This is a genomic window from Tateyamaria armeniaca, from assembly GCF_045797845.1.
GTDB lineage: Bacteria > Pseudomonadota > Alphaproteobacteria > Rhodobacterales > Rhodobacteraceae > Tateyamaria > Tateyamaria armeniaca.
Window position 1 is genome coordinate 267485 of record NZ_JBHDIY010000002.1, and the last position, 19281, is coordinate 286765.

The window sequence follows — 19281 nt, forward strand, 5'->3', positions numbered from 1 at the left end:
CGTGGATACCCCGACCGTTGTCATGGGCACAATCGGTCATGGTGACACACAAAGGGAGGTGCCCCGGCTCATCACGCCATTCTTGCGGCTGCATCCGACATAGATCGCAGCGCTCGGATCAACCGGGGGGCAGAGACGGCGGCGACGCATGCGCGGTGGCGGCGGTTGACACCGCGCACCCCGGTGATGGTACCAGCCGTCCCGCCAATGACCGAGGCAGTATAGGGTTCGCCAAGGGCTGCAATGATCCCGACGGTGGCGATGACGCCGGTGGTGATGTTCTGTCTGCGGATCGCGTCACATTCCGCGATCGATCCCGCTGCAGCTCTGGGCGTAGCGGCCGTTGCAACCACTTGGCTACGCTTGGCCCCGTATTGCACCGCGTAAACGTCTTTCAGACAATCGTTGATCCGTGCAGCACCGCCCGTTGTCCCGCCCTGCCCCGGCAGCACATGCGGCACGCCCGGCGCATTTGATATGTTGTAATTGCCCGGCGCGTGCGTTTTCACGGCACATTGCTGTGCGGCCATCCGGGCGGCATCCGCCAGTGCAAAGGTGGTCGAAAAGGCGAGCACGGCAAAAGCCGTCGAAAGAATCCGCAAATGCATTGAGTTGTTATGTCCTTTGGTCGGTGGTGTCGGTGTGAATCGGTGCATCATGACATAGCCTCAAGCAGTGCCCAATGCGTTTACGCCCGCCCGCACAACGCATTGCTGCGTTTCAGGGCGCTCCAGCACGGTGCGCACAAGGGTGGCAGTGTTTTCGGACACGCCGATCACCGCATCCCGCGCAAACGCGCCGATTTCTGATGCCGATGCGTTGTCGATCACGCAGTCGGTAAACGGCGTTACCAGTTCTTTCGGAACAGCCGGAAAACGTGTCAGCACCGTTTCGGACACGGCCAGCTTTGCGCTGCGGCGGGCTGCATCATCGACAGCGCGTGTCGTTTCCTCGCAGGCCGTAAGCGCGACAAGCGCGCTGAAAGCAATCGTTCGGATCATCATGGCAACTTCACCTCGGCCTTCGCAGTATTAAGCAGTCCGGACAGTCGTTGTGCATCTTCGGGAAACACCTCTGCCAGTCGCACCATGAAATCGAGATCGCGGGCCGCTGTCCACAGCACAAGTTGATATTCGAGGTCCTGCGCCATCTGCGCTGCGCGTTCGGCGGTGGCAAGGTCTGTGGCAGTGGTCTTTTTGCCCTGAAAGGATGATCCGCCGCCATAGCGTTGCACGGCCCCGAGGCTGAGGTCACGCCCAGGCAGGTCCAGCCGGTCCAGTGCTGTGCGGCGATATCCTTCGTCCTCTTTCCAGTGATCGTAGCAGACGGGAACCACATCCGTGTCCTGCACCCGACCCAGCATTTCGCCGTAGGTGCGCATCGCCTGCATCATCACCCGCATCCGTTCAAGCGGCCCGTAGCCCTTGTTGCCTTGGATTTTGCGCAGCAGTGACGCCGCCCAGTGCAGAAAGCTGCGATAGATGATCACGCAGGTTTCGGGCGAATCAAAAAGCGGCGAGCGCTTGGCCGCTGGCATCGTGTCTTCATAGCTGACAAGCGTAAAGGGCGTCTGGCCTGCCGCGCGCAGCTTGTCCGCCTCGGTGTCCAGATCCAGCTCGCGCCCGTCCTGATATGTCGCCACCCCGCGCGCCGTCTTGAACGGATCACGGTTTGGCTTGCAATTGTTCATGAACAATCCGGCCCCGCCCGGCGCGTTGCGCATCATCCAGTCGATCACCGCATGATTTCCCGACCGGCGCATCCCATAGACCCGCAGCACCTGTGTGGGCACAAATGCTGACGTGTCTTGGATGGCCAGGTTTTGGGACATAAGGGCCTTAGTATACCCGTGCCTTGGGCGCGATTTTCTTGAGGTCGATCCCACCGTCATTGTGGCTGGTCAGCGGGTTCAGATGCACACCACGGAAACCAAGCGAGGCTTCGTTGCCCTTGAACCAGACAAGGCTGTGCTTGCGCCAGTTCTCGTCATCGCGGTCCGGATAGTCCTCATGCGCATGCGCCCCACGGCTTTCCTTGCGCGCGGCAGCGGCGGTGATGGTGGCCACCGCGTTGGGCATCAGGTTCGTCAGTTCCAGCGTCTCCATAAGGTCCGAATTCCAGACCAGCGAAGTGTCGGTGACCTTGAGGTCGGACTGTTTGGAGGCCACGTCCTTCATCTTCTCTTCGCCCTCGGCCAGCGTCTTGTCGGTGCGGAACACGGCAGCATCCTGTTGCATCGTTTTCTGCATCTCAAGGCGCAGTTCCGCTGTCGGTACATGGCCCTTGGCATAACGCAGCCCGTCAAAGCGGCTGAACGCAGCCTCGACCGAGCGCTGGTTCGGTGTGGGCACAGGCGCCTCGGGGTCAACAACATCCTTGGCGCGGATGGCGGCGGCCCGACCGAACACCACGAGGTCGATCAGAGAGTTCGACCCCAGACGGTTTGCCCCGTGAACCGAAGCACACCCGGCCTCGCCAACGGCCATCAGACCGGGCGACACATTGTCGGGTTTGTCCTTGGTTGGGGCGAGCACTTCACCCCAATAGTTCGTTGGAATGCCGCCCATGTTGTAATGCACGGTCGGCAATACCGGGATCGGTTCCTTGGTGAGGTCCACGCCGGCAAAGATGCGCGCGGACTCCGAAATGCCGGGCAAGCGCAGGTCGAGCGTTTCCTTGGGCAGGTGGTTGAGGTGCAGGTGGATGTGGTCGTTGTTGTCGCCCACCCCGCGCCCCTCGCGGATTTCCATGGTCATGCAGCGGCTGACGACGTCGCGGCTGGCCAGATCCTTGTAGGTCGGCGCATAGCGTTCCATGAACCGCTCACCTTCGGAGTTGGTGAGGTAACCGCCCTCGCCCCGCGCGCCTTCGGTGATGAGGCAGCCCGCACCGTAAATGCCAGTGGGGTGGAATTGCACAAACTCCATATCCTGCAGCGGCAGGCCCGCCCGCGCTGTCATACCGCCGCCGTCGCCGGTGCAGGTGTGCGCGGACGTGGCCGAGAAATAGGCGCGGCCATAGCCGCCCGTTGCCAGCACAACCATCTTGGCACTGAACAGGTGCATGGTGCCGTCATCGAGCTTCCAACACAGCACGCCCTGACACACGCCGTCTTCGGACATGATCAGATCAATGGCGAAATATTCGATGTAGAATTCCGCGTTGTTCTTGAGGCTTTGGCCGTAAAGCGTATGCAGGATCGCGTGGCCCGTTCGGTCAGCAGCGGCGCAGGTGCGCTGCACCGGGGGGCCTTCGCCGAATTCGGTGGTGTGCCCGCCAAAGGGGCGCTGGTAAATCTTGCCCTCTTCGGTGCGCGAGAACGGCACGCCGTAATGCTCAAGCTCGTAGACGGCCTTGGGGGCCTCGCGGGCGAGGTATTCCATCGCGTCCGTGTCACCCAGCCAGTCGGACCCTTTGACGGTGTCATACATGTGCCACTGCCAGTTGTCGGGGCCCATGTTGGACAGAGAAGCGGCAATACCGCCCTGTGCCGCCACAGTGTGCGAGCGCGTTGGGAACACTTTGGTCACACACGCGGTGCGCAGCCCCTGTTCGGCCATGCCCAGCGTCGCGCGCAGACCCGCGCCACCGGCACCAACCACCACCACGTCATATTCGTGCGTCTCGTAATCGTAAGCTGCCATCTGTCAGGCCTCCTGTTTCAAAGCGCCAGGCGCGCGATGGCAAAAATGCCCGTCGCGGCGGCGGCATAGCTGAGGCAGATCATCGCAAGAATGAGCACCTTTTGCATTGTTCCGTGAACGTAGTCTTCGATCAGCACCTGAACACCGTCCTTGAAGTGCATGAACGTCACCACGATGGTTAGCGCCGCCACAATTGCCGGGAACGGGCGGGCGAAATAGGCGGTGACCTCGGCATAGGGTTCACCCAGCATCGGGCCGAAGGTGAAGACAAACAGCGGGATCAGGAACAGCAACGCAAAGCTGCTGACTTTCATCGCCCAGAAATGTGCCGTGCCGGTCTTGGCCGACCCCATGCCCATTGCGCGTTTGCGATCTGTGAGAAATTGCATGGTCAGCCCCCTTAAATCGCGATGAGCGTGATGACGGTCAGCACGACCGAGCCACCAAGAACCGCCCATCCCATCTTTTCCGCCGTTTCGATGTCGAGGCCGATGGCGTTGTCCCAGATCAGGTGCCGCACACCGGCAAGCGTATGATACCACAGACCCAGCAAAGACAGCGACATCACAAGATCACCGAAAAAGCTGGTCAAAACCCCATCAGCCCGCGCGAACGCCTCGGGCGAGGTCGAGGCCGCAAGAAACCACCACACCACCAGCAGTGCCGAGATCAGCAGCGCATTGCCAGTGATCCGCGTCAGAATCGAGGTCATGGATGTCAGCTGCGGACGATAAATCGACAGATGGGGCGAAAGGGGGCGATTGCCCCGGTTGACGTCGGCCATGGTGCGTCCTTTTTGTTCCGTTGCTACTTGATAACGTATTCTGCCCCGGAGTCACCCACCCAAGGATCACTTCTGGCGCGGTTATTTGGCGCATTGTCCGGGTTTGCCCGACTTGTGATCACGCGCGAAATGGCCGTGATCACGAAATACCCTTCAATCCACGATGCTCGTAACCTGTCGCGAGGTTTCGCGCTGCAACTTGCGCCTGATCTGTTCGGGATAGTCCGCGAATCCGTTGGCCGTCACAACGAAAGCGCCGGGACCAGTGATCAGGTTTTCGTAGAAATACGCTGTCAGATCCCCGTCGTCGGTTTCAATGGCAATTGCGTTCACTGTGATGTCGCTGGCCCGCAAGGCTGATCGCTGTGTGGCGGGTTCAACCCCTTCATTGGATTCGCCATCGCCCGAGACGTCGATCACCTTGCGCATGCAGTGTGCCACTGGCTCAAAGGAATCGCGCGCAACCTCAAGCGCCTCGCCAATAGCCGTCGAGTAGTTGCGCCAAATGCGCGGGTCTGCCTCGATCCTGTCCGCCAGCGCCAGCACGTCGCCATAAGAGCGCATGGCCGTCCACGGGATTGTCTGGCGCTGGCGTGACGATCCTGTCCATTGGATCAGCGCCACTTGCGCCTGCTGATCGACCAGCGCATCCGCGACGATGCCGTCACGCAGCGCGGCGGCCAGACCGTCCATCTGAATCCTGTATTCCTGTGGATCGACCGAGCCTGACACATCCACGGCCAGCATCAAGGCAAGGTCACAGGCAAAGGCCTTGGCCGGGGCAATGAGTGCCAAGATTGTGGTGCATGAGCGGAACATGGAGTGACCCTAGCAGAGGCGTCGGCGCGCGCATCTGAAATTAGGGTGAGCTTGGGGTGAGTGCGAACCCTCTTGTCGGCAAGCGGGGTTCACAAACCTGCAAGCCCAGGTCAATCGGTTGGAAAACTCTATACGCAGGCCGCACGTCGACCTCGACAATCAGGCGATATCCCGATCCGGGGTCGCGCCGACTTCCAGCTCTTTGCGTAGCAGCGCAAAGTTGCGGTTGTTCGCTTTGAAGACAAGGTCAAAGACGTCGCCAAGGACGGGCACTGCGCCCACAACAAAGTCCAGCCCTGTATTTGCCGACATGCGTATGATCGTGCGCTTGCGCGCACCAAGCCGGTAGCCCTTGTATACCAGATAGGCCGATGGCCCGAGCGACGCGAGGTCGCCGACGCCGGGTATGAGACCAAGAATGGAATCCAACCCAAACCGAATGGGCGTGCCGGGTATCCGAAAACGGCTGTCCAGCAGCGAAGAAAGTCGATCAAGTTTTTCGATCTCGGCGCGGGACATCGTCTTTACTTGCGCGCGACAATATAGACCGCGTGCACAAGTCCGGGGATGTATCCCAGCAAGGTCAGCAGGATGTTCAGCCAGAAATGCTTTCCAAAACCGACCTGCAGGAACACGCCGAGCGGGGGAATAATGACAGACAGGATGATGCGGATGAGATCCATGAGCGCTCTTTTCTAAAGAAAAATTGGGGCGTGGTGCAGCGTATCGCAGGTTGGCTCGATTTAAGCGAGGCCGTACGACTTAATTTGTGTTAACTTTTGGTATGTCAGAAGAATATCAGAGCTGTCTCGTCAGTCGCCTGTCCCGGTTCGTCGCTCTTACCGATCACGAATGCGCCTTTATTGCGGACATGGAAAAGGACGAGCATCCACGCAGAAAAGGGCGCCCCGTTGTCAGTGTGGGGGATCGCACCGAAGGTATCATGGTTCTCAAAACCGGATGGGCCGTGGTCAAGGCGGACAGCTCGGATGGCCGCAGTCAAATCCTGCGCGTGTATCTGCCGGGGGAAGTCATGGGGCTGGCCGAAATCGGGTCATCCTACGCCAATCACCGCATCATGATGCAGACGGACGGCGTCATCTGCCCGTTCCCGCGCGAAAGACTGGCGCCACTTTATTCCGAATATCCACGCCTTGGCGCATTGTTAACGGCCGTCGGCAGTCTGGATCAGATCGCGTTGCGCTATCACGCCAGCAGTCTTGGGTCGATGGATGCGTCCGGCAAGCTGAAATTCTGGCTGCTGCAGCTTCGATCCCGCTTGGAAGTCGCCAATGTCGGCCTCGGCAACCGGTTTCAGGTGCCCTTCAGTCAGGTCGAGATCGGGCAGGCCGTTGGCCTCACATCGATCTACGTGAACAAACTGCTCCGCCGGTTTGTCGAGAGCGGAGACATCGAGATTGATCGCCCTTATGTTCGTCTGCTCAAGCGGGAAGACTGGGAAAAGGATTGCGAATTTGTGAACCCGTTTGTCGACATGGACACGTCGTGGTTCCCACCTCCGAGCGGGGTGGAAACCACGGGCACGGCAGATCTTGCCAGATCGGTCTGACGATCAGGCCACAGCACTTTTGTTGATTCCACCTGTCGCCAGCGCCGTCATGGTGCGGTCGCCGTCGTAAGACGCATCAAGGCAGGTTTTCAGCGCAGACAGATCATTGTCCAATTCCAGCCGGTCCGCAAATGCGGCAAGACAGCCATATCCCGCAATCGCATAATGCGTGAGCCGCTGATATTGCGTGATGATCATCGCGTCCTTGGTGGCTTCCTCGCCAAAGGTCTCTTCGATGGCATGGGCGCGGGCTTCTTTCACAAGGCCTTCCATGCCTTTGCAGTGCTCACCATTCGGGCTTTCGTCGTGGCCTTCTGATATCTTTTCGATGGCCGTGATGCCGTCCTGAATGCCGTCTGCGCCTGCGCGAAGGGCGTCGGACAGGTCAGTATCGCTTGCAGCCTTCGCCATCTCTTTGGTGACGTCCAATGCCTGCTTGTTGGCGCTGTAGATGTCCTTGAGTTGCTCGATATAGAGGTCTTCCAGCGTGTCGATGCTCATGTTCGATCCTTTCGAGGTGAGCCTCCACGCTAGCTGCAATTGGCTTTCACAACAGGGACGATGTGCCGGGAACAGCCCCCGATTTGGCAAAAGCTAAACCAGATTAGCGTCTGCGACCCACGAGGATTTCAACAACCGCCTAAGCTGCTCTGAGCGGGGCTGACCACAGTCACGCCCCAAAAGGAGGAGCCCCTTATGCATAACGTTTTTTACCTTATCGGACTGATCGTCGTCGTTTTGGCCGTCATCAGTTTCGTGCTCTGAAATCTGAATTGGAGAGAAACATGTCGACCCACAATAATCCCGACCCAACGTCCAGCCCATCCGCCGCCTCGCAAGCCAAGCAAAAGGCAAGCGAATTAACCGAGGACGCAAAGACCGCCGCCCGTGATGTTGCGCAGAATGCAGCGTCCGCGGCAAAGGAACAGGCAGGTACCGCCAAATCGTCTGTCGCAGACGAGATGTCCGGCGTGGCATCCGCCTTGCGCACGGCAGCCGAGGAAATGCGCAGCGGCTCACCGCAGGAACGCACGTTCGGTCAGATCGCCGAAGGACTGGCAGACGCATCCGAGGCCATGCGCAACAAGGATCTGAGCGAGATGGTGCAGGACGTCAGCGCCTTTGCCCGCAAGAACCCGCTCGTCTTCCTTGGTGGCGCAGCCCTGATCGGCTTTGCGGCCACGCGGTTCGCCAAAGCGTCCGGTCCGCAAGACCCGCACACCACCACGTTCGACACAATCGGAACCACACAGCATGGAGATGTCTCATGAGCGATGACACCACGAACAAAAGTGCTGGCAATCTGTTGAGTGATGCCCTGAGCAATGTCAGCGGACTGGTGCGCAACGAGGTCGATCTGGCCCGTGCCGAGATCAGCGAAAACGTCACGAAGGCCGGTGTGGCCATCGGTTTGATCGCGGGCGCTGCGATCATCGCACTGGTGGCTTTGAATGTTCTCGCCGCTGCCCTTGTCGCTGCGTTGACCGAAGCCGGACTGCATGCCGTTTGGTCGGCGTTGATCGTGGGTGCCGCCCTGGGTGTGACCGCCTATGTGCTGATCAACAAGGGCGTCGATGACCTCAAACTCTCAAGCCTTGCGCCGACGCGGACCGTCAAGAACGTCCAGCGCGATGCTGCAGCCGTGAAGGAAGCCTACGATGACAAATGAGACCCGCAGCCCGAAAGAAATCGAACGCGAAATCGAAGAACAGCGGTCCGACCTGACCTCCAATTTGGAGGGTTTGCAGGACAAGTTCTCGATCGACACTATCGTGCGTCAGATCGGCGATCAGTTCCGCGAGCATGGTGGCGATATGGGCCGCTCGATCTCCAATCAGGTCAAGGCCAACCCTGTCCCCCTTGCGCTGACCGGTATCGGTCTGGCGTGGCTGATGTTCGGAAACGCGCAGCAACCGCAGCTGCGTCAGCGTGTATCTGATGACTTTGACGATGATCGCTACAGCTCGACAGAACGCGAATATCGCCAAGGCCGGGACGCGCGCGGCCTGCCCTACACGCCGCCTGCGGCGCGCACTGCCAACCGGGCAGTCTCAGAACCCTCGTGGGCCCGTGACACTGATGACAACACCAGCCCATCATTCGGTGATCGTGTGTCGAGCGGCGCTGAATCCGTGAAGGACACAGCCGCAAGTGGCGCGCAATCGGTGAAGGACAGTCTTGCAAGCGCAGGGTCTGCCGTTGGCGATGCCGCGTCGTCGGCGAAATCGTCGATGGGGAATGCAGCGCAATCAGCAAAGCAGGGTCTGGCCAGCGCCGGAATCCGCATCGCAGAAGGCACCGAGACCTTGACCGAAGAAGGTCGCAAGCGTGTGATCGCCGCACGGCAAAAGGCAGTCGAAATGCGCCGCTCCGCCGCGCGGTCGATGAACCAGGGCACGGATGCGGCTGCTGATTTCTATGATCAGCAGCCGTTGGTTGTGGGCGCCTTGGCGCTCGCAGTTGGTGCAGCTTTAGGCGGTGCACTGCCCCGCACCAAGACCGAAGATGATCTGATGGGCGCGCAAAGCGACACCCTGTTTGATCAGGCCGAACGCATTTTCGAGGAAGAAAAAGCGAAAGCGCTTTCCGTGGCCGACTCGGTCAAGGAAGAGGTCAAGGACATCGCAGCCGAGACCAAGGCCGATTTGGACAGTGGCGCGCCGGGTGACAAATCCGCCATCGCCGCAGTAGGTGACAAGGCCAAGAGCACAGCAGAGCGGGTGGCCGACACGGCCAAGTCCGAAGCGCAGGACAAAAACCTTGGCAAGCCGAAGACCTGACCATATTGGGAGAGGGCCACGCGGCCCTTTCCCGCACTCCCATCTCCCAAATCTGAGGTTCTGACATGTCACGCGGACGCTCCGCCGAGACCCCGACCGACATTCCGGCCCTTGGCCGGAAGGACATCGCATTCCGTGTGAAGGACGAGATTGCAGCCGACCGGGTTGGCCTCATCGCGGCGGGCGTCGCCTTTTACGGACTTCTGGCGCTTTTTCCCGCGATCACGGCCCTAATCGCGATCAGCGGGCTGCTGGTCGAGCCAAGCCAGATCGTCGATCAAATTGAAAGCCTGTCCGGCCTCATGCCCGAAGACGTCATTGCAATTGTCACGACGCAAGCCACAGCCGTGGCCGGGTCGCGTGAAGGCGGCCTTGGCCTTGCTGCCATTGCCGGGATCCTGATCGCGCTTTATTCGGCGTCAAAGGGCATGGCGAGCCTGATCGAAGGGATCAACGTCGCCTATGACGAGGAGGAGGAGCGCGGCTTTGTCCGGCTTAAGCTGGTAACCTTTGCTCTGACGCTGTTTCTCATGGTCGGTTTACTGATTGCGCTCATGGCCACTCTCGGATTGCCTGCGGTGCTGGCCGTTCTGGATTTCGGTGCGGCGTTCGAATTTCTGATGACGGCGGGTCTCTGGATCGGGCTGTTCTGTCTGACCGTGTTCGGCCTTTCGGTCCTTTACCGCTATGCGCCGTCGCGTGATGCGCCGGAATGGAAGTGGGCCTCGCCCGGCGCAGTTGTCGCCTGTCTCATCTGGGTTGCCGCCTCGGCGGGATTTGCGTTCTACGTTGGCAACTTCGGCTCTTACAATGAAAGCTTTGGAACGCTGGCCGGGGTGATCGTTCTATTGATGTGGTTCTGGATTTCCGCCTTTATCATCCTGCTTGGTGCCGAACTGAACGCCGAGATGGAGGCACAGACATGCGCCGATACAACAAAAGGCCCGGATGAACCCATGGGATCACGCGACGCAGTCAAGGCCGACACTTTTGGTGAGGCTAAAAAATCATGACACTCAACGCCGCCACATGCTGAACTGGGTCTTCTGGAGCGCAGCGATTGTTGCCGTCGTCACGACGCTCTTGCCGTTGACCAACAGCGTCGTGTGGTGGATCCGCATGTGGGATTTTCCGCTGGTTCACATCACCTGTTTTGCGCTGCTGACCCTGCTGGCATGCCTGCCCTTTGCCATTTCACAAAAGCCTTTGCTGGCGACGGTTCTGGTTGCGGTGATTGTCTACCAGGGTGTCCAGATTTTCCCGTACACGCCACTGGCACAAACGGAAATCGATATTGCGCAAGCACCATCCCCTGCCGTGGAAGTGTCATTGCTGTCGGTGAATGTGCTGATGGAAAACACGCGCCACGACGAACTGATCGCTATTCTTGAGCGCGAAGACCCGGATGTTCTGCTCCTCATGGAAACGGATGAAAGGTGGGATTCCGCATTGTCAGGGCATCTGGGCCGCTATCCGACTGTCAAATCACACATCGCCGATGATCACTACGGGCTGATCTTTGCCACGCGGCTACCGACGTCACGGGTCGAGTTGCTGTGGCCTGTCGCTGATGACACCCCTGCGGTCCGTGCCTTGCTGACGTCACCGAACGGCACTGATTTCAACTTCATCGGTCTGCATCCGCGCCCGCCCGTGCCGGGCAACACGACCGCAGTGCGCGACAAGCAGATCAAGGACGCCGCCCTGATGACCCAATCATCCGAGCGTCCGACCATCGTGATGGGGGACTTTAACGACGTCGCCTGGTCCTGGACCACGGAGCGGTTCAAAGACTACGGCAATCTCCTCGAACCCCGGGTGGGACGGGGCATGATTTCCAGTTTTCATGCGGATTATCCGCTGCTGCGGTTCCCGATTGACCAGATGTTCATGACCCAAGACGTGGGGCTGGTGTCGTTTCGCCGGCTGGAGCGTTTTGGCTCTGATCATTTTCCAATGGCGGCGACCGTTTTCCTTCCGCAACAGGAACAGGCTGACAATGGCGACTAAACCCGAGCCCCCCGAACGCGCGACGGACACGCAATCGAAGCGTTTCGAATTCGCGATTGTCGGCATCTTTTGTCTGTTGCTGTTGCAGGCGCTGGTCTGGGCCAGCGATTTCCTAATCCCGGTCACCGCCGCCTGTCTGGGTTACTTCGTGCTCAACAGGCCGCGCAGGCTGTTGGCCAAGATCGGGATTCCGCCGGTGGCTTCTGCCGCCTTGTTCACCGCCATTCTGACCGCCCTTATCGTTCTCTTGCTTGTTCAGCTCAGCGCACCGGCGGCGCAGTTCATCGAAGACCTGCCGTCGCTGATAGAGGAGATCAAGCAAAAGCTCACGGCCGCGGGTGGGACTTTGGAAGCCATCAACGACGCGACTGTGGCCGCCGAGGAAATCATCGAAGATCAGAATGCGGAAACCGTGGAAGTGGAAGTTGTCTCAGACACCGGAATTGCCGCGACCTTGTTCAGCATGGCTCCGGGATTCCTGAGCCGGATCCTGTTTGCCCTGATCCTGCTTTTCTTCCTGATTGCCTCTGGCGACATGTTTCTGACCAAGGCTGTGCAAAGCTTTGAGCGGTTTGCCGACAAGCGGCGCGCCGTCGAGGTGGTACATTCAATCGAGGATCGTCTTGGCTACTATCTGGGCGGCATTGCAATCATCAACGCAGGTTTGGGTGTCGCCGTGGCCGTTGCAATGTATCTGTGGGGTCTGCCAAGCGCGGTCATCTTCGGGTTCATGGCCTTTGGCCTCAACTTCGTGCCGTTTCTGGGAGGTCTCATGGGTGCGACCATTGCGGCTGCGGTCGCCTTCGTCAGCCTTGATGGGACGTGGGCGGCGGCTGGGGTTTTTGCCACCTACATCGTGTTGACCTCCATCGAGGGGCAGCTGGTTACGCCCATGGTGATTTCCCATCGGATGCGGCTGAACACGACGGTCGTTTTCCTGTTCGTGGCTTTCTTTGCGTGGATCTGGTCCGTCATCGGCATGATCGTCGCACTGCCCATCCTGATTGTGCTCAAGATCGCCTGTGATGAAACGAAATCCCTGCAGACCCTTGCGCGGTTCCTTGGCGATGCGGATGACGCTGCGCCTGCGCCCACGCGCGTCGCACCGGCTGGCGACGACTAGCGCCACCAGCCATGGCCTTTACGACCTGCCGCGGATCAGTCTGGTGACGTAGATCAGCAGACATGCGCCCGCCGCAGCGACGATCAATTGACCGATCCACCCGCCAAGCGTTGTGCCGAGGATCGCGATCAGCAGCCAATTCAGGACCAGCGCGCCGACGATACCCAGCACGATATTCATGATCAGGCTTTGATCTGTTTTCATGATCTTCTCTGCGATCCAGCCCGCGAGTGCGCCGATGATCAGTGATCCGATCCATCCAATTCCGGTCATTATTTCGTTCCTTTTTCATATTTGAGGGACAGGGTTACGCAAGTGACGTGGCCGCGCGCATCATCCCTGCCCAAAGCTCTAAAGCAAAACAACTGCCGCCGGGGGACACCAGCGGCAGCACACTCGTTAACACAATCAGAGAGATGCGGGACGTTGCCCGCACCACACTGATACTCAGTCGAGACCGAGTTGCTCGGCCAGACGCAAGCCCGGGTCAAGGACACGCACTTCGCTCTCGTTGTATTCGGGCATATTCTCAAGCTGGGTCTGAGTGAACTCAGGCAGGATCAGCTCGTCTTCGCGCAGGATCAATTTTTCAACCGGCACAGCGACTTCGTTTTCACCCATGCCAAGGAAGCCACCAACGCCAACAATGGCGACGAGTGTCTGACCGCGCATACCGATGAAATCAACTTCACCCACATCTTCACCTGTCTCAGTGGCAACACTGCGCCCGATCAGGTCTTCGGCCTTGCGGTCGAAAATCGGCAGAACCTTCACCGCCTCCTGATAGCGTGCGCGGTCTTCGTCGGCCATGTTGCCCGCTTCGTCCGCGTTGAAGTCTTCCATCACGACGCGGGCCTGCATTTGCTCGATCTCGACATTGGCTTCGCCGCCGTCAACGACGTTGACCTCAGGCTCTTCGCTGGTGACGGACACATTGGCGCTGTCGGCCTGTTCCACGTTCACTTGCGCTTCTTCTTGAGTGACATCGACCTGCGCATCCTGCGCGTCGGAAATGTTCACCTGCGCTTCACCCTGCTGGAATTCGACGCGGGGCTGCGCCTCCTGAATCGTGATCTTCGGCTCGGGACGAATAAAGCGCACGACGGGTTCCGGTTGATCAAGATCGATGATCGGCTCGCCGGTTTCAACGTCAACCTCCGGCTTGGGTACCATGACGGTTACAACCGGCTCAGGGATCACGACAGTGATCTGCGGCTGGGCCTGCTCAACGGTGATGATGGGCGCCTGCTGGCGGACGTTCACTGTCGGTTCGGGCACGACAACCGTGATTTCGGGTTGGGGTTGCTCGACCGTGACCACGGGCTGGCCTTGGGTCACTTCGACATTGGGATCGGGCACGGTCACGTTGACGGTTGCATCTTCCTGTTCAACGACGACTTGGCCACCTTCTGTCGGAACGACGGTCTGGTCGGCGTCCGTGCTGGATTGGGCAAGTGCGCCGGTGGCGACAAACGCGCCAACTGCAACTGTGCCAAGGAGAGTTTTTAGTGTCGGAGTCATATAGTTTCCTTCTCATAGCCAAGTCCCGGCACCGCCCGAAGGCGTGTGCGCAAGATGTGTCATCTTGGCCAAAAGTTGATTTGCAGAGGACTTGGACGGCGCTGCCTTGGGGGCTTTGCCGTCGCATCCTCCAAACGCTTGAACGGGCAGAGCTGCCAGTCCTTGAAGCTGCTTTCATGCTAGCAGGGCTAGAACGGATCGGTTGCGCGCAGACACTAATCCCGGACAAGTTTTTCAATGTTTGCAAGCGCTAGTGGCGCTCGCTACCGGGTGCCGAGATCGACACCGCTCAAAAGCTTTTCATCGACCTGCGCGCCGTGAAGGACCGAAACGTCCCCGGTCGCCTCCAGGATCACGGCCCGAACAGACGATATTTCGAGCGCATTGGCCTCACGCAGTTTCGCGATCAGGTCTGCCTCGGTCACCCGTGTGCGCCGCAGCGCTGCATGCAGGATCTCACCATCCCGCATCAAAAGGACCGGCGCGTTCTGCAACCTTGCATCCAACGCATCTGAACGCTGGCGCGCATACGCGATGCCAAACTGTACAGCAAAAAGCGCGGCCATCGCCGTCATAGTCTGAACGAGATCAACCCACGTGCCGGTTTGTGCGGCCCCTGCCAGAAGAGACCCCATCGCGACGGTCATCACAAAATCAAAGTTCGTCATCTTCGAGAACGACCGCAAACCCACGATACGCACGAGCAAAATGATCCAAGCTAGGCCAAGGACACTCAGCAGCAGGCCCTTGGCGATGGCATCTGCCACTGCGTGTTCCAGGATCACTGCGGCACCCTCATGATTTGTCTTCGGATTGGTTGGTGTCTTTGGCGACCGCGAACAGCATCCAGCCAAACGAGGTGACCCAGACCATGGCGATCACGCCCAATCCCCGCTCAAATGCGCCATCATACCCGGTCGGCATGAAGAAGAAGGCAGGCGCGCCGACGATCCAGAGTGCGCCGCAACAGGAGCTGATCACGCCATATCTTCTGGAGATGCTGGACAGCCCCCGCGCCATCGCCAGAAACAGGGCAGCGAACAGTATTCCCAGCACATATACGACATAGATGTGGACAACGATGCCTTCGTTATCGTTGTCGCCGTATTCATTGCGCGCGCCAATCACGACAACGCACATCGCCAGAAGCGCAAGGCAAGCAATGCCGATGTTCCAGCGCGTACCATCCAGATGCAGATGCGCGGCTGCGATGGCACAGGCGATCAACGAGCCTGCAAAGCCATAAAGGGCGACGTCCTGTATGATTTCGTATCGGCCAGCAGCCAGATCACTTACAGTGTCTGCCACCCAGTCATGATCCGGGACGACGATACTCCCGATGATATTCCCCAACAGCAGCGCGACTGTTCCTGCGATCGCCACCCAGGCAGATGCGACAAGCAGCATTGAATTCGGGGCGACAGGTGTGCGGTTCATTCAGGGGCCTTTCGCGCGGGTGAGCATGTTGGACGGCGTGAACCAGAACCCTACTGAGGATCACCGATCTCAGCAATTTCAGGCATTTGTTGAACTGTAGCAAGTTGCGCTCATGTCCACAGTGGCAAGACCCTAATCTCTGACAGGATTGCGCGGGAAAGTGTCGTCGTCTGCCTATGGATTGTTGGCAGTGCAGCCGATGTGCCGACACCATCTGAACCGGTTTTTCACGATCCTACCAATCTGGCTGGCACACCCTAAACCGGCATCAGCGCCCAGTAATCCAGATCAAGCAATACCTCGGGCCGGTATTTGCCATCATCACCGCGCAGACTGAAATCTGCCTCTCCTTTGGTCGCAACCAGTCGAAGCCGGATTGCACCGACGCCGGGAGCGCTGGTGTCGGCCTTGTCCAGCACCTCGCTCCAGGCCCGGATGGTGTCGCCTGCGAGACACGGATTGGCATGGGCCCCGGCATTCAGCCCCACGACCATTTGCGCGTTCGCGAGCCCATTGAACGACAGTGCGCGCGCCATCGAGATCACGTGACCCCCATAGATCAGGCGCGTACCGTCCGGCCGGGCCGAGGTGTCAAAATGCACTTTGGCGGTGTTTTGCCACAGGCGGGTGGCCATCATGTGCTCGGCCTCTTCCACCGTCACGCCATCTACGTGATTGATCTGTTCACCGATGTCGTAGTCCCTCAGGCGATGCGCCTCTCCGGCCAGCGCAAAGTCGTAATTGGCAAAGGTCAGACCCTGAGGCACAACGAGGTTTTCGGCGGAAACGACCTTGGTCAGATCGGGAACACTTGTGTCCGGTGCAGGCGCATCAAGGTTGCCCTTCCTCACCATCACCCACCGGACATATTCGAGCACAGCATCGCCGTTCTGATTGCGCCCTGTCGTGCGGACCCAGACCACACCTGTCTTGCCGTTGGAGTTCTGCTTGACCCCGATCACTTCGGATTGCGCAGTCAGCGTGTCGCCCGGCCAGACCGGTGCCAGCCAGCGCCCCTCGGCATATCCAAGGTTGGCAACAGCGTTCAGCGACACGTCCGGCACGGTTTTGCCAAACACGGTGTGAAAGGCGATCAGGTCATCCAGTGGCGCGGCTGGCAGCCCGCAGGTCTGCGCAAAGGCATCCGAGGAATAAAGCGCATGCCGCGCCGGGTAGAGCGCATGATAGAGCGCGCGCTCCCCCTGCCCGACGGTGCGTGGCACGGCGTGGATCAGCACATCGCCGACCTTGTAATCCTCAAAGAACCGGCCCTGATTTGTCTTGCCCATGCTCAGTGCGCCCCAAGTTTGGTGTCAGCGGTATAGGTGCCGGTCACCTCTTTGGTCACCGCCTGTCCACAGCGCATGACCCCTGCCGCATGATCCCAAGTCTGGGTCGGGCTGCCGTGCAACTCCCACCCTTTGTTCAGCGCCTCGGTGACTTTGTGACAAAAGGCTGACGTGTCCACTTCGGACAGAAAACGATAGAGTTTCATATGCTTAACCCGGAAATGGCCAGACACCGGCCCAGATGTGGATACCGGCCACGACGCCGAACATGACCAGCGTGATCACAACCACCAGAATGTCCTTTTTTGCGTCGCCCGGCTTGGGACGTTTCCAGTCTGGTTCGGCCCGATTGATGAGGATGACCGAACCGATGGCCCAGGCGAGCAATCCGCCGAACAGGATGATCGAGGCCAGGTCGCCGTTCACCAGCAGGTGCGCCACGGCCCAGATCTTGACCGCTGTCAGTTGCGGATGACGCATCTTGCCCCGCAAACGGCCCGTGGTCGCAGACATGCCATAGACGAAAAAGGCGACCAACATCAGCAGGTTGTTGATGTGCACCATGAAAGCGGGCGGAAACCAGACGGGGATAAACGGCGCCCATTTGTACCCAAAGATCATGGCCAGCACGCTGACCACGATCAGCAACGCGACGACACCCTTGCCGGGATTGCCCATGCTGGCGCGCAAATCGGGGGCGAGACGTTTGAAGTAATGCGCCACGATCCAGAGGATCAGGCCGAGGATAAGAAGGGTCATGTGCTGCTCTCCGCTGCAAGGGCTGCGATGGCCTGCGTTTTGGCCAGTGTTTCGCGCGCCGTCACGATGTGCAGATTTTCAACGATACGTCCATCGACGACCGCAACACCCTGCCCCGAGGCTTCGGCGGCTTCAAAGGCGTCGATCTGGCGGCGTGCAAGGTCGACGTCAGCCTCGGACGGCGAAAACGCCGCATTTGCGATGTCGATCTGGGCCGGGTGAATCAGCGTTTTGCCGTCAAATCCCATGTCGCGCCCTTGCGCGCATTCCGCCGCAAGCCCTGCCTCGTCCTTGAACGCGTTATAAACCCCGTCGATGATCGCAAGCCCGTGCGCCTTGGCGGCCAGCAGGCACAATCCCAGTCCCGTTTGCATGGGCAAACGGTCAGGACGCGCGCGTGTCTGCAATTCCTTGGCCAGATCGTTGGTGCCCATCACCATGCCCGTCAGCTTGGGATGCGCGGCAATGCTTGCCGCGTTGAGCATCCCAAGCGCTGTTTCCATCATCGCCCACAGCGGCGTATCACCGGTGATCTCGGGAAGTGCATCCAGATCTGACGGCGCGGATACCTTGGGCAGCAGGATCGCATCTGCCCCCATTTTGACAGCGGCCTTTGCATCCGCTCGCCCCCACGGCGTTTCGAGGCCGTTGATGCGGATGATCTTCATACGCGCCCCATAACCGCCCGTGCTCAGTGCGTCGGCAAGGGTGTCGCGGGCGGCCTCTTTTTCCTCCAGCGACACGGCGTCCTCGAGATCGAAGATGATCGCATCCACCGGAAGTCCGCGCGCCTTGTCCAGCGCACGCGGTTTGGAGCCGGGGATATACAGAACGGAACGCAGCGGGCGGGCGATGGTCATGTGAGCCTCCGTAGAGTCATAAAGTTGCGCGGAGAGGTGCAATTATTTTCCAGATAGTTCAAGACCGGATGTGCCGCATCGCAGAAAATTCCATCTTCACCATCTGCAAAGATCAAATTGAACAGATCACCGAACGCGGCATTAACCATTAATTCAGAGCCTAAGCGCACCCTGCGTGCATTCCGACATCTCCGGGAGGGCCGTTTCAGCTGGGCCGCTGAACACTTTTGCGGAAAATGAGAGAACGCGGAATGCGATATGAACCGGGGCCGCCCGGTCATCACCGGGAAGACCGGTTGGGCCAGATGACCAGAGGTGACGCCTTCCATTGTGAAAGGCTGAACAAAATGACACGGAAAATGACTTTGATGACGATGGGTACGCTCGTCACGGCGGCGGCGCTGAACCTGATCACGTCGGGCATGGCCGCCGCGCAGCAGGCCCGCAATTGCGGCCCGCGCGAATTGGTGGTGAACCGACTGGCCGAGGGCTATGGCGAGACCCGTCAATCCATGGGGCTTGGGGCCAATAACGCGGTGGTCGAGGTGTTTGCCTCGGACGAGATCCGGAACGTGGACCATTACGGTGACATCCCCGAACGGTGTGACCTGCCTGGTTGCAAGCGGTCAGGCCTTTGAAGAGTTGGCCGAGGCGCTGCCTGCCAAGGGCAACGACGCCTGAGCAC

The 19281-nt window shown here is 59.4% G+C and carries 25 protein-coding genes and 1 pseudogene; 8 read left to right on the plus strand and 18 right to left on the minus strand.

Annotation, left to right across the window (positions count from 1 at the left end):
- Positions 1 to 71 precede the first annotated feature (71 nt).
- The 9 genes from ACERZ8_RS01370 to ACERZ8_RS01410 all read right to left on the minus strand — a co-directional run bounded on the left by ACERZ8_RS01370 (position 72) and on the right by ACERZ8_RS01410 (position 5930).
- Positions 72 to 608: a hypothetical protein gene (locus ACERZ8_RS01370; RefSeq protein WP_407590330.1), complete on the minus strand. Its 537-nt coding sequence runs from the start codon at positions 606 to 608 to the stop codon at positions 72 to 74.
- A gap of 60 nt (positions 609 to 668) precedes the next feature.
- Positions 669 to 1004 (minus strand): hypothetical protein, encoded by a 336-nt coding sequence (locus ACERZ8_RS01375; RefSeq protein ID WP_407590331.1) that lies wholly within the window; start codon positions 1002 to 1004, stop codon positions 669 to 671.
- Positions 1001 to 1831: a hypothetical protein gene (locus tag ACERZ8_RS01380; protein WP_407590332.1), complete on the minus strand. Its 831-nt coding sequence runs from the start codon at positions 1829 to 1831 to the stop codon at positions 1001 to 1003. Before ACERZ8_RS01380 ends, ACERZ8_RS01375 begins: the two co-directional genes overlap by 4 nt.
- A gap of 7 nt (positions 1832 to 1838) precedes the next feature.
- Positions 1839 to 3644, minus strand: coding sequence for a succinate dehydrogenase flavoprotein subunit (gene sdhA, locus ACERZ8_RS01385; RefSeq protein WP_407590333.1), 1806 nt, complete (start codon positions 3642 to 3644; stop codon positions 1839 to 1841).
- A gap of 17 nt (positions 3645 to 3661) precedes the next feature.
- Positions 3662 to 4033 carry a succinate dehydrogenase, hydrophobic membrane anchor protein gene (sdhD, locus tag ACERZ8_RS01390; RefSeq protein ID WP_407590334.1) on the minus strand — a complete coding sequence of 124 codons (372 nt, stop codon included), beginning with the start codon at positions 4031 to 4033 and terminating at the stop codon, positions 3662 to 3664.
- An 11-nt stretch (positions 4034 to 4044) separates the two neighbouring features.
- A complete protein-coding gene (sdhC, locus tag ACERZ8_RS01395; protein WP_407590335.1) occupies positions 4045 to 4428 on the minus strand; it encodes a succinate dehydrogenase, cytochrome b556 subunit in 384 nt (127 codons plus the stop codon).
- Positions 4429 to 4581: 153 nt separating this feature from the next.
- Positions 4582 to 5247, minus strand: a complete 666-nt coding sequence (locus ACERZ8_RS01400; RefSeq protein ID WP_407590336.1) for a DUF1194 domain-containing protein — start codon at positions 5245 to 5247, stop codon at positions 4582 to 4584.
- Positions 5248 to 5406: 159 nt separating this feature from the next.
- Positions 5407 to 5766, minus strand: a complete 360-nt coding sequence (locus ACERZ8_RS01405) for a DUF4112 domain-containing protein (RefSeq protein ID WP_407590337.1) — start codon at positions 5764 to 5766, stop codon at positions 5407 to 5409.
- A gap of 5 nt (positions 5767 to 5771) precedes the next feature.
- Entirely contained in the window at positions 5772 to 5930 is a 159-nt protein-coding gene (locus ACERZ8_RS01410) for a YqaE/Pmp3 family membrane protein (RefSeq protein ID WP_204417449.1), read from the minus strand.
- A 101-nt stretch (positions 5931 to 6031) separates the two neighbouring features.
- On the opposite strand from ACERZ8_RS01410, the gene ACERZ8_RS01415 reads away from it, so the two are divergent.
- Positions 6032 to 6817 carry a Crp/Fnr family transcriptional regulator gene (locus tag ACERZ8_RS01415; protein ID WP_407590338.1) on the plus strand — a complete coding sequence of 262 codons (786 nt, stop codon included), beginning with the start codon at positions 6032 to 6034 and terminating at the stop codon, positions 6815 to 6817.
- A 3-nt stretch (positions 6818 to 6820) separates the two neighbouring features.
- Here ACERZ8_RS01415 and ACERZ8_RS01420 read toward each other — a convergent pair whose 3' ends face one another.
- Positions 6821 to 7318, minus strand: a complete 498-nt coding sequence (locus tag ACERZ8_RS01420) for a ferritin-like domain-containing protein (RefSeq protein ID WP_407590339.1) — start codon at positions 7316 to 7318, stop codon at positions 6821 to 6823.
- Between the two features lie 284 nt (positions 7319 to 7602).
- Here ACERZ8_RS01420 and ACERZ8_RS01425 point away from each other — a divergent pair, with 284 nt between their 5' ends.
- The 6 genes from ACERZ8_RS01425 (at position 7603) to ACERZ8_RS01450 (ending at position 12730) form a co-directional block, all read left to right on the plus strand.
- Positions 7603 to 8088, plus strand: a complete 486-nt coding sequence (locus ACERZ8_RS01425) for a FliH/SctL family protein (RefSeq protein ID WP_407590340.1) — start codon at positions 7603 to 7605, stop codon at positions 8086 to 8088.
- On the plus strand, positions 8085 to 8486 hold the full coding sequence (locus ACERZ8_RS01430; protein WP_407590341.1) for a phage holin family protein: 402 nt from the start codon (positions 8085 to 8087) through the stop codon (positions 8484 to 8486). Before ACERZ8_RS01425 ends, ACERZ8_RS01430 begins: the two co-directional genes overlap by 4 nt.
- Entirely contained in the window at positions 8476 to 9597 is a 1122-nt protein-coding gene (locus tag ACERZ8_RS01435) for a DUF3618 domain-containing protein (RefSeq protein WP_407590342.1), read from the plus strand. The genes ACERZ8_RS01430 and ACERZ8_RS01435 overlap by 11 nt, the downstream gene beginning before the upstream one ends.
- A gap of 65 nt (positions 9598 to 9662) precedes the next feature.
- Positions 9663 to 10610: a YihY/virulence factor BrkB family protein gene (locus ACERZ8_RS01440; protein ID WP_407590343.1), complete on the plus strand. Its 948-nt coding sequence runs from the start codon at positions 9663 to 9665 to the stop codon at positions 10608 to 10610.
- 16 nt (positions 10611 to 10626) lie between these two features.
- Positions 10627 to 11607: an endonuclease/exonuclease/phosphatase family protein gene (locus ACERZ8_RS01445; RefSeq protein WP_407590344.1), complete on the plus strand. Its 981-nt coding sequence runs from the start codon at positions 10627 to 10629 to the stop codon at positions 11605 to 11607.
- Entirely contained in the window at positions 11597 to 12730 is a 1134-nt protein-coding gene (locus tag ACERZ8_RS01450; protein ID WP_407590345.1) for an AI-2E family transporter, read from the plus strand. Before ACERZ8_RS01445 ends, ACERZ8_RS01450 begins: the two co-directional genes overlap by 11 nt.
- Positions 12731 to 12748: 18 nt before the next feature.
- Here ACERZ8_RS01450 and ACERZ8_RS01455 read toward each other — a convergent pair whose 3' ends face one another.
- The 8 genes from ACERZ8_RS01455 to ACERZ8_RS01490 all read right to left on the minus strand — a co-directional run bounded on the left by ACERZ8_RS01455 (position 12749) and on the right by ACERZ8_RS01490 (position 18596).
- Positions 12749 to 13003, minus strand: a complete 255-nt coding sequence (locus tag ACERZ8_RS01455; RefSeq protein WP_407590346.1) for a GlsB/YeaQ/YmgE family stress response membrane protein — start codon at positions 13001 to 13003, stop codon at positions 12749 to 12751.
- Positions 13004 to 13177: 174 nt separating this feature from the next.
- Entirely contained in the window at positions 13178 to 14251 is a 1074-nt protein-coding gene (locus ACERZ8_RS01460; protein WP_407590347.1) for a PRC-barrel domain-containing protein, read from the minus strand.
- A gap of 263 nt (positions 14252 to 14514) precedes the next feature.
- Positions 14515 to 15036 carry a DUF421 domain-containing protein gene (locus tag ACERZ8_RS01465; protein ID WP_407590348.1) on the minus strand — a complete coding sequence of 174 codons (522 nt, stop codon included), beginning with the start codon at positions 15034 to 15036 and terminating at the stop codon, positions 14515 to 14517.
- A gap of 10 nt (positions 15037 to 15046) precedes the next feature.
- Positions 15047 to 15688 carry a DUF998 domain-containing protein gene (locus tag ACERZ8_RS01470; protein WP_407590349.1) on the minus strand — a complete coding sequence of 214 codons (642 nt, stop codon included), beginning with the start codon at positions 15686 to 15688 and terminating at the stop codon, positions 15047 to 15049.
- 257 nt (positions 15689 to 15945) lie between these two features.
- On the minus strand, positions 15946 to 16977 hold the full coding sequence (locus ACERZ8_RS01475) for a MaoC family dehydratase (protein WP_407590350.1): 1032 nt from the start codon (positions 16975 to 16977) through the stop codon (positions 15946 to 15948).
- Positions 16978 to 16979: 2 nt separating this feature from the next.
- Complete coding sequence (locus ACERZ8_RS01480) at positions 16980 to 17183, minus strand: DUF1737 domain-containing protein (RefSeq protein ID WP_407590351.1); 204 nt, start codon at positions 17181 to 17183, stop codon at positions 16980 to 16982.
- 4 nt (positions 17184 to 17187) lie between these two features.
- Positions 17188 to 17736: an NnrU family protein gene (locus tag ACERZ8_RS01485; RefSeq protein WP_407590352.1), complete on the minus strand. Its 549-nt coding sequence runs from the start codon at positions 17734 to 17736 to the stop codon at positions 17188 to 17190.
- A complete protein-coding gene (locus ACERZ8_RS01490; RefSeq protein WP_407590353.1) occupies positions 17733 to 18596 on the minus strand; it encodes an HpcH/HpaI aldolase/citrate lyase family protein in 864 nt (287 codons plus the stop codon). The genes ACERZ8_RS01485 and ACERZ8_RS01490 overlap by 4 nt, the downstream gene beginning before the upstream one ends.
- A gap of 374 nt (positions 18597 to 18970) precedes the next feature.
- Here ACERZ8_RS01490 and ACERZ8_RS01495 point away from each other — a divergent pair.
- Positions 18971 to 19277 (plus strand): annotated as a pseudogene (locus ACERZ8_RS01495) (hypothetical protein).
- The last annotated feature ends 4 nt before the right edge of the window (positions 19278 to 19281 follow it).

Excerpts from the sequence above, each read along its gene's own strand:
- ACERZ8_RS01370 (WP_407590330.1), bottom strand. The coding sequence starts at position 608 with ATGCATTTGCGGATTCTTTCGACGGCTTTTGCCGTGCTCGCCTTTTCG.
- ACERZ8_RS01375 (WP_407590331.1), bottom strand. The coding sequence starts at position 1,004 with ATGATGATCCGAACGATTGCTTTCAGCGCGCTTGTCGCGCTTACGGCC.
- ACERZ8_RS01380 (WP_407590332.1), bottom strand. The coding sequence starts at position 1,831 with ATGTCCCAAAACCTGGCCATCCAAGACACGTCAGCATTTGTGCCCACA.
- sdhA (WP_407590333.1), bottom strand. The coding sequence starts at position 3,644 with ATGGCAGCTTACGATTACGAGACGCACGAATATGACGTGGTGGTGGTT.
- sdhD (WP_407590334.1), bottom strand. The coding sequence starts at position 4,033 with ATGCAATTTCTCACAGATCGCAAACGCGCAATGGGCATGGGGTCGGCC.
- sdhC (WP_407590335.1), bottom strand. The coding sequence starts at position 4,428 with ATGGCCGACGTCAACCGGGGCAATCGCCCCCTTTCGCCCCATCTGTCG.
- ACERZ8_RS01400 (WP_407590336.1), bottom strand. The coding sequence starts at position 5,247 with ATGTTCCGCTCATGCACCACAATCTTGGCACTCATTGCCCCGGCCAAG.
- ACERZ8_RS01405 (WP_407590337.1), bottom strand. The coding sequence starts at position 5,766 with ATGTCCCGCGCCGAGATCGAAAAACTTGATCGACTTTCTTCGCTGCTG.
- ACERZ8_RS01410 (WP_204417449.1), bottom strand. The coding sequence starts at position 5,930 with ATGGATCTCATCCGCATCATCCTGTCTGTCATTATTCCCCCGCTCGGC.
- ACERZ8_RS01415 (WP_407590338.1), top strand. The coding sequence starts at position 6,032 with ATGTCAGAAGAATATCAGAGCTGTCTCGTCAGTCGCCTGTCCCGGTTC.
- ACERZ8_RS01420 (WP_407590339.1), bottom strand. The coding sequence starts at position 7,318 with ATGAGCATCGACACGCTGGAAGACCTCTATATCGAGCAACTCAAGGAC.
- ACERZ8_RS01425 (WP_407590340.1), top strand. The coding sequence starts at position 7,603 with ATGTCGACCCACAATAATCCCGACCCAACGTCCAGCCCATCCGCCGCC.
- ACERZ8_RS01430 (WP_407590341.1), top strand. The coding sequence starts at position 8,085 with ATGAGCGATGACACCACGAACAAAAGTGCTGGCAATCTGTTGAGTGAT.
- ACERZ8_RS01435 (WP_407590342.1), top strand. The coding sequence starts at position 8,476 with ATGACAAATGAGACCCGCAGCCCGAAAGAAATCGAACGCGAAATCGAA.
- ACERZ8_RS01440 (WP_407590343.1), top strand. The coding sequence starts at position 9,663 with ATGTCACGCGGACGCTCCGCCGAGACCCCGACCGACATTCCGGCCCTT.
- ACERZ8_RS01445 (WP_407590344.1), top strand. The coding sequence starts at position 10,627 with ATGCTGAACTGGGTCTTCTGGAGCGCAGCGATTGTTGCCGTCGTCACG.
- ACERZ8_RS01450 (WP_407590345.1), top strand. The coding sequence starts at position 11,597 with ATGGCGACTAAACCCGAGCCCCCCGAACGCGCGACGGACACGCAATCG.
- ACERZ8_RS01455 (WP_407590346.1), bottom strand. The coding sequence starts at position 13,003 with ATGACCGGAATTGGATGGATCGGATCACTGATCATCGGCGCACTCGCG.
- ACERZ8_RS01460 (WP_407590347.1), bottom strand. The coding sequence starts at position 14,251 with ATGACTCCGACACTAAAAACTCTCCTTGGCACAGTTGCAGTTGGCGCG.
- ACERZ8_RS01470 (WP_407590349.1), bottom strand. The coding sequence starts at position 15,688 with ATGAACCGCACACCTGTCGCCCCGAATTCAATGCTGCTTGTCGCATCT.
- ACERZ8_RS01475 (WP_407590350.1), bottom strand. The coding sequence starts at position 16,977 with ATGGGCAAGACAAATCAGGGCCGGTTCTTTGAGGATTACAAGGTCGGC.
- ACERZ8_RS01480 (WP_407590351.1), bottom strand. The coding sequence starts at position 17,183 with ATGAAACTCTATCGTTTTCTGTCCGAAGTGGACACGTCAGCCTTTTGT.
- ACERZ8_RS01485 (WP_407590352.1), bottom strand. The coding sequence starts at position 17,736 with ATGACCCTTCTTATCCTCGGCCTGATCCTCTGGATCGTGGCGCATTAC.
- ACERZ8_RS01490 (WP_407590353.1), bottom strand. The coding sequence starts at position 18,596 with ATGACCATCGCCCGCCCGCTGCGTTCCGTTCTGTATATCCCCGGCTCC.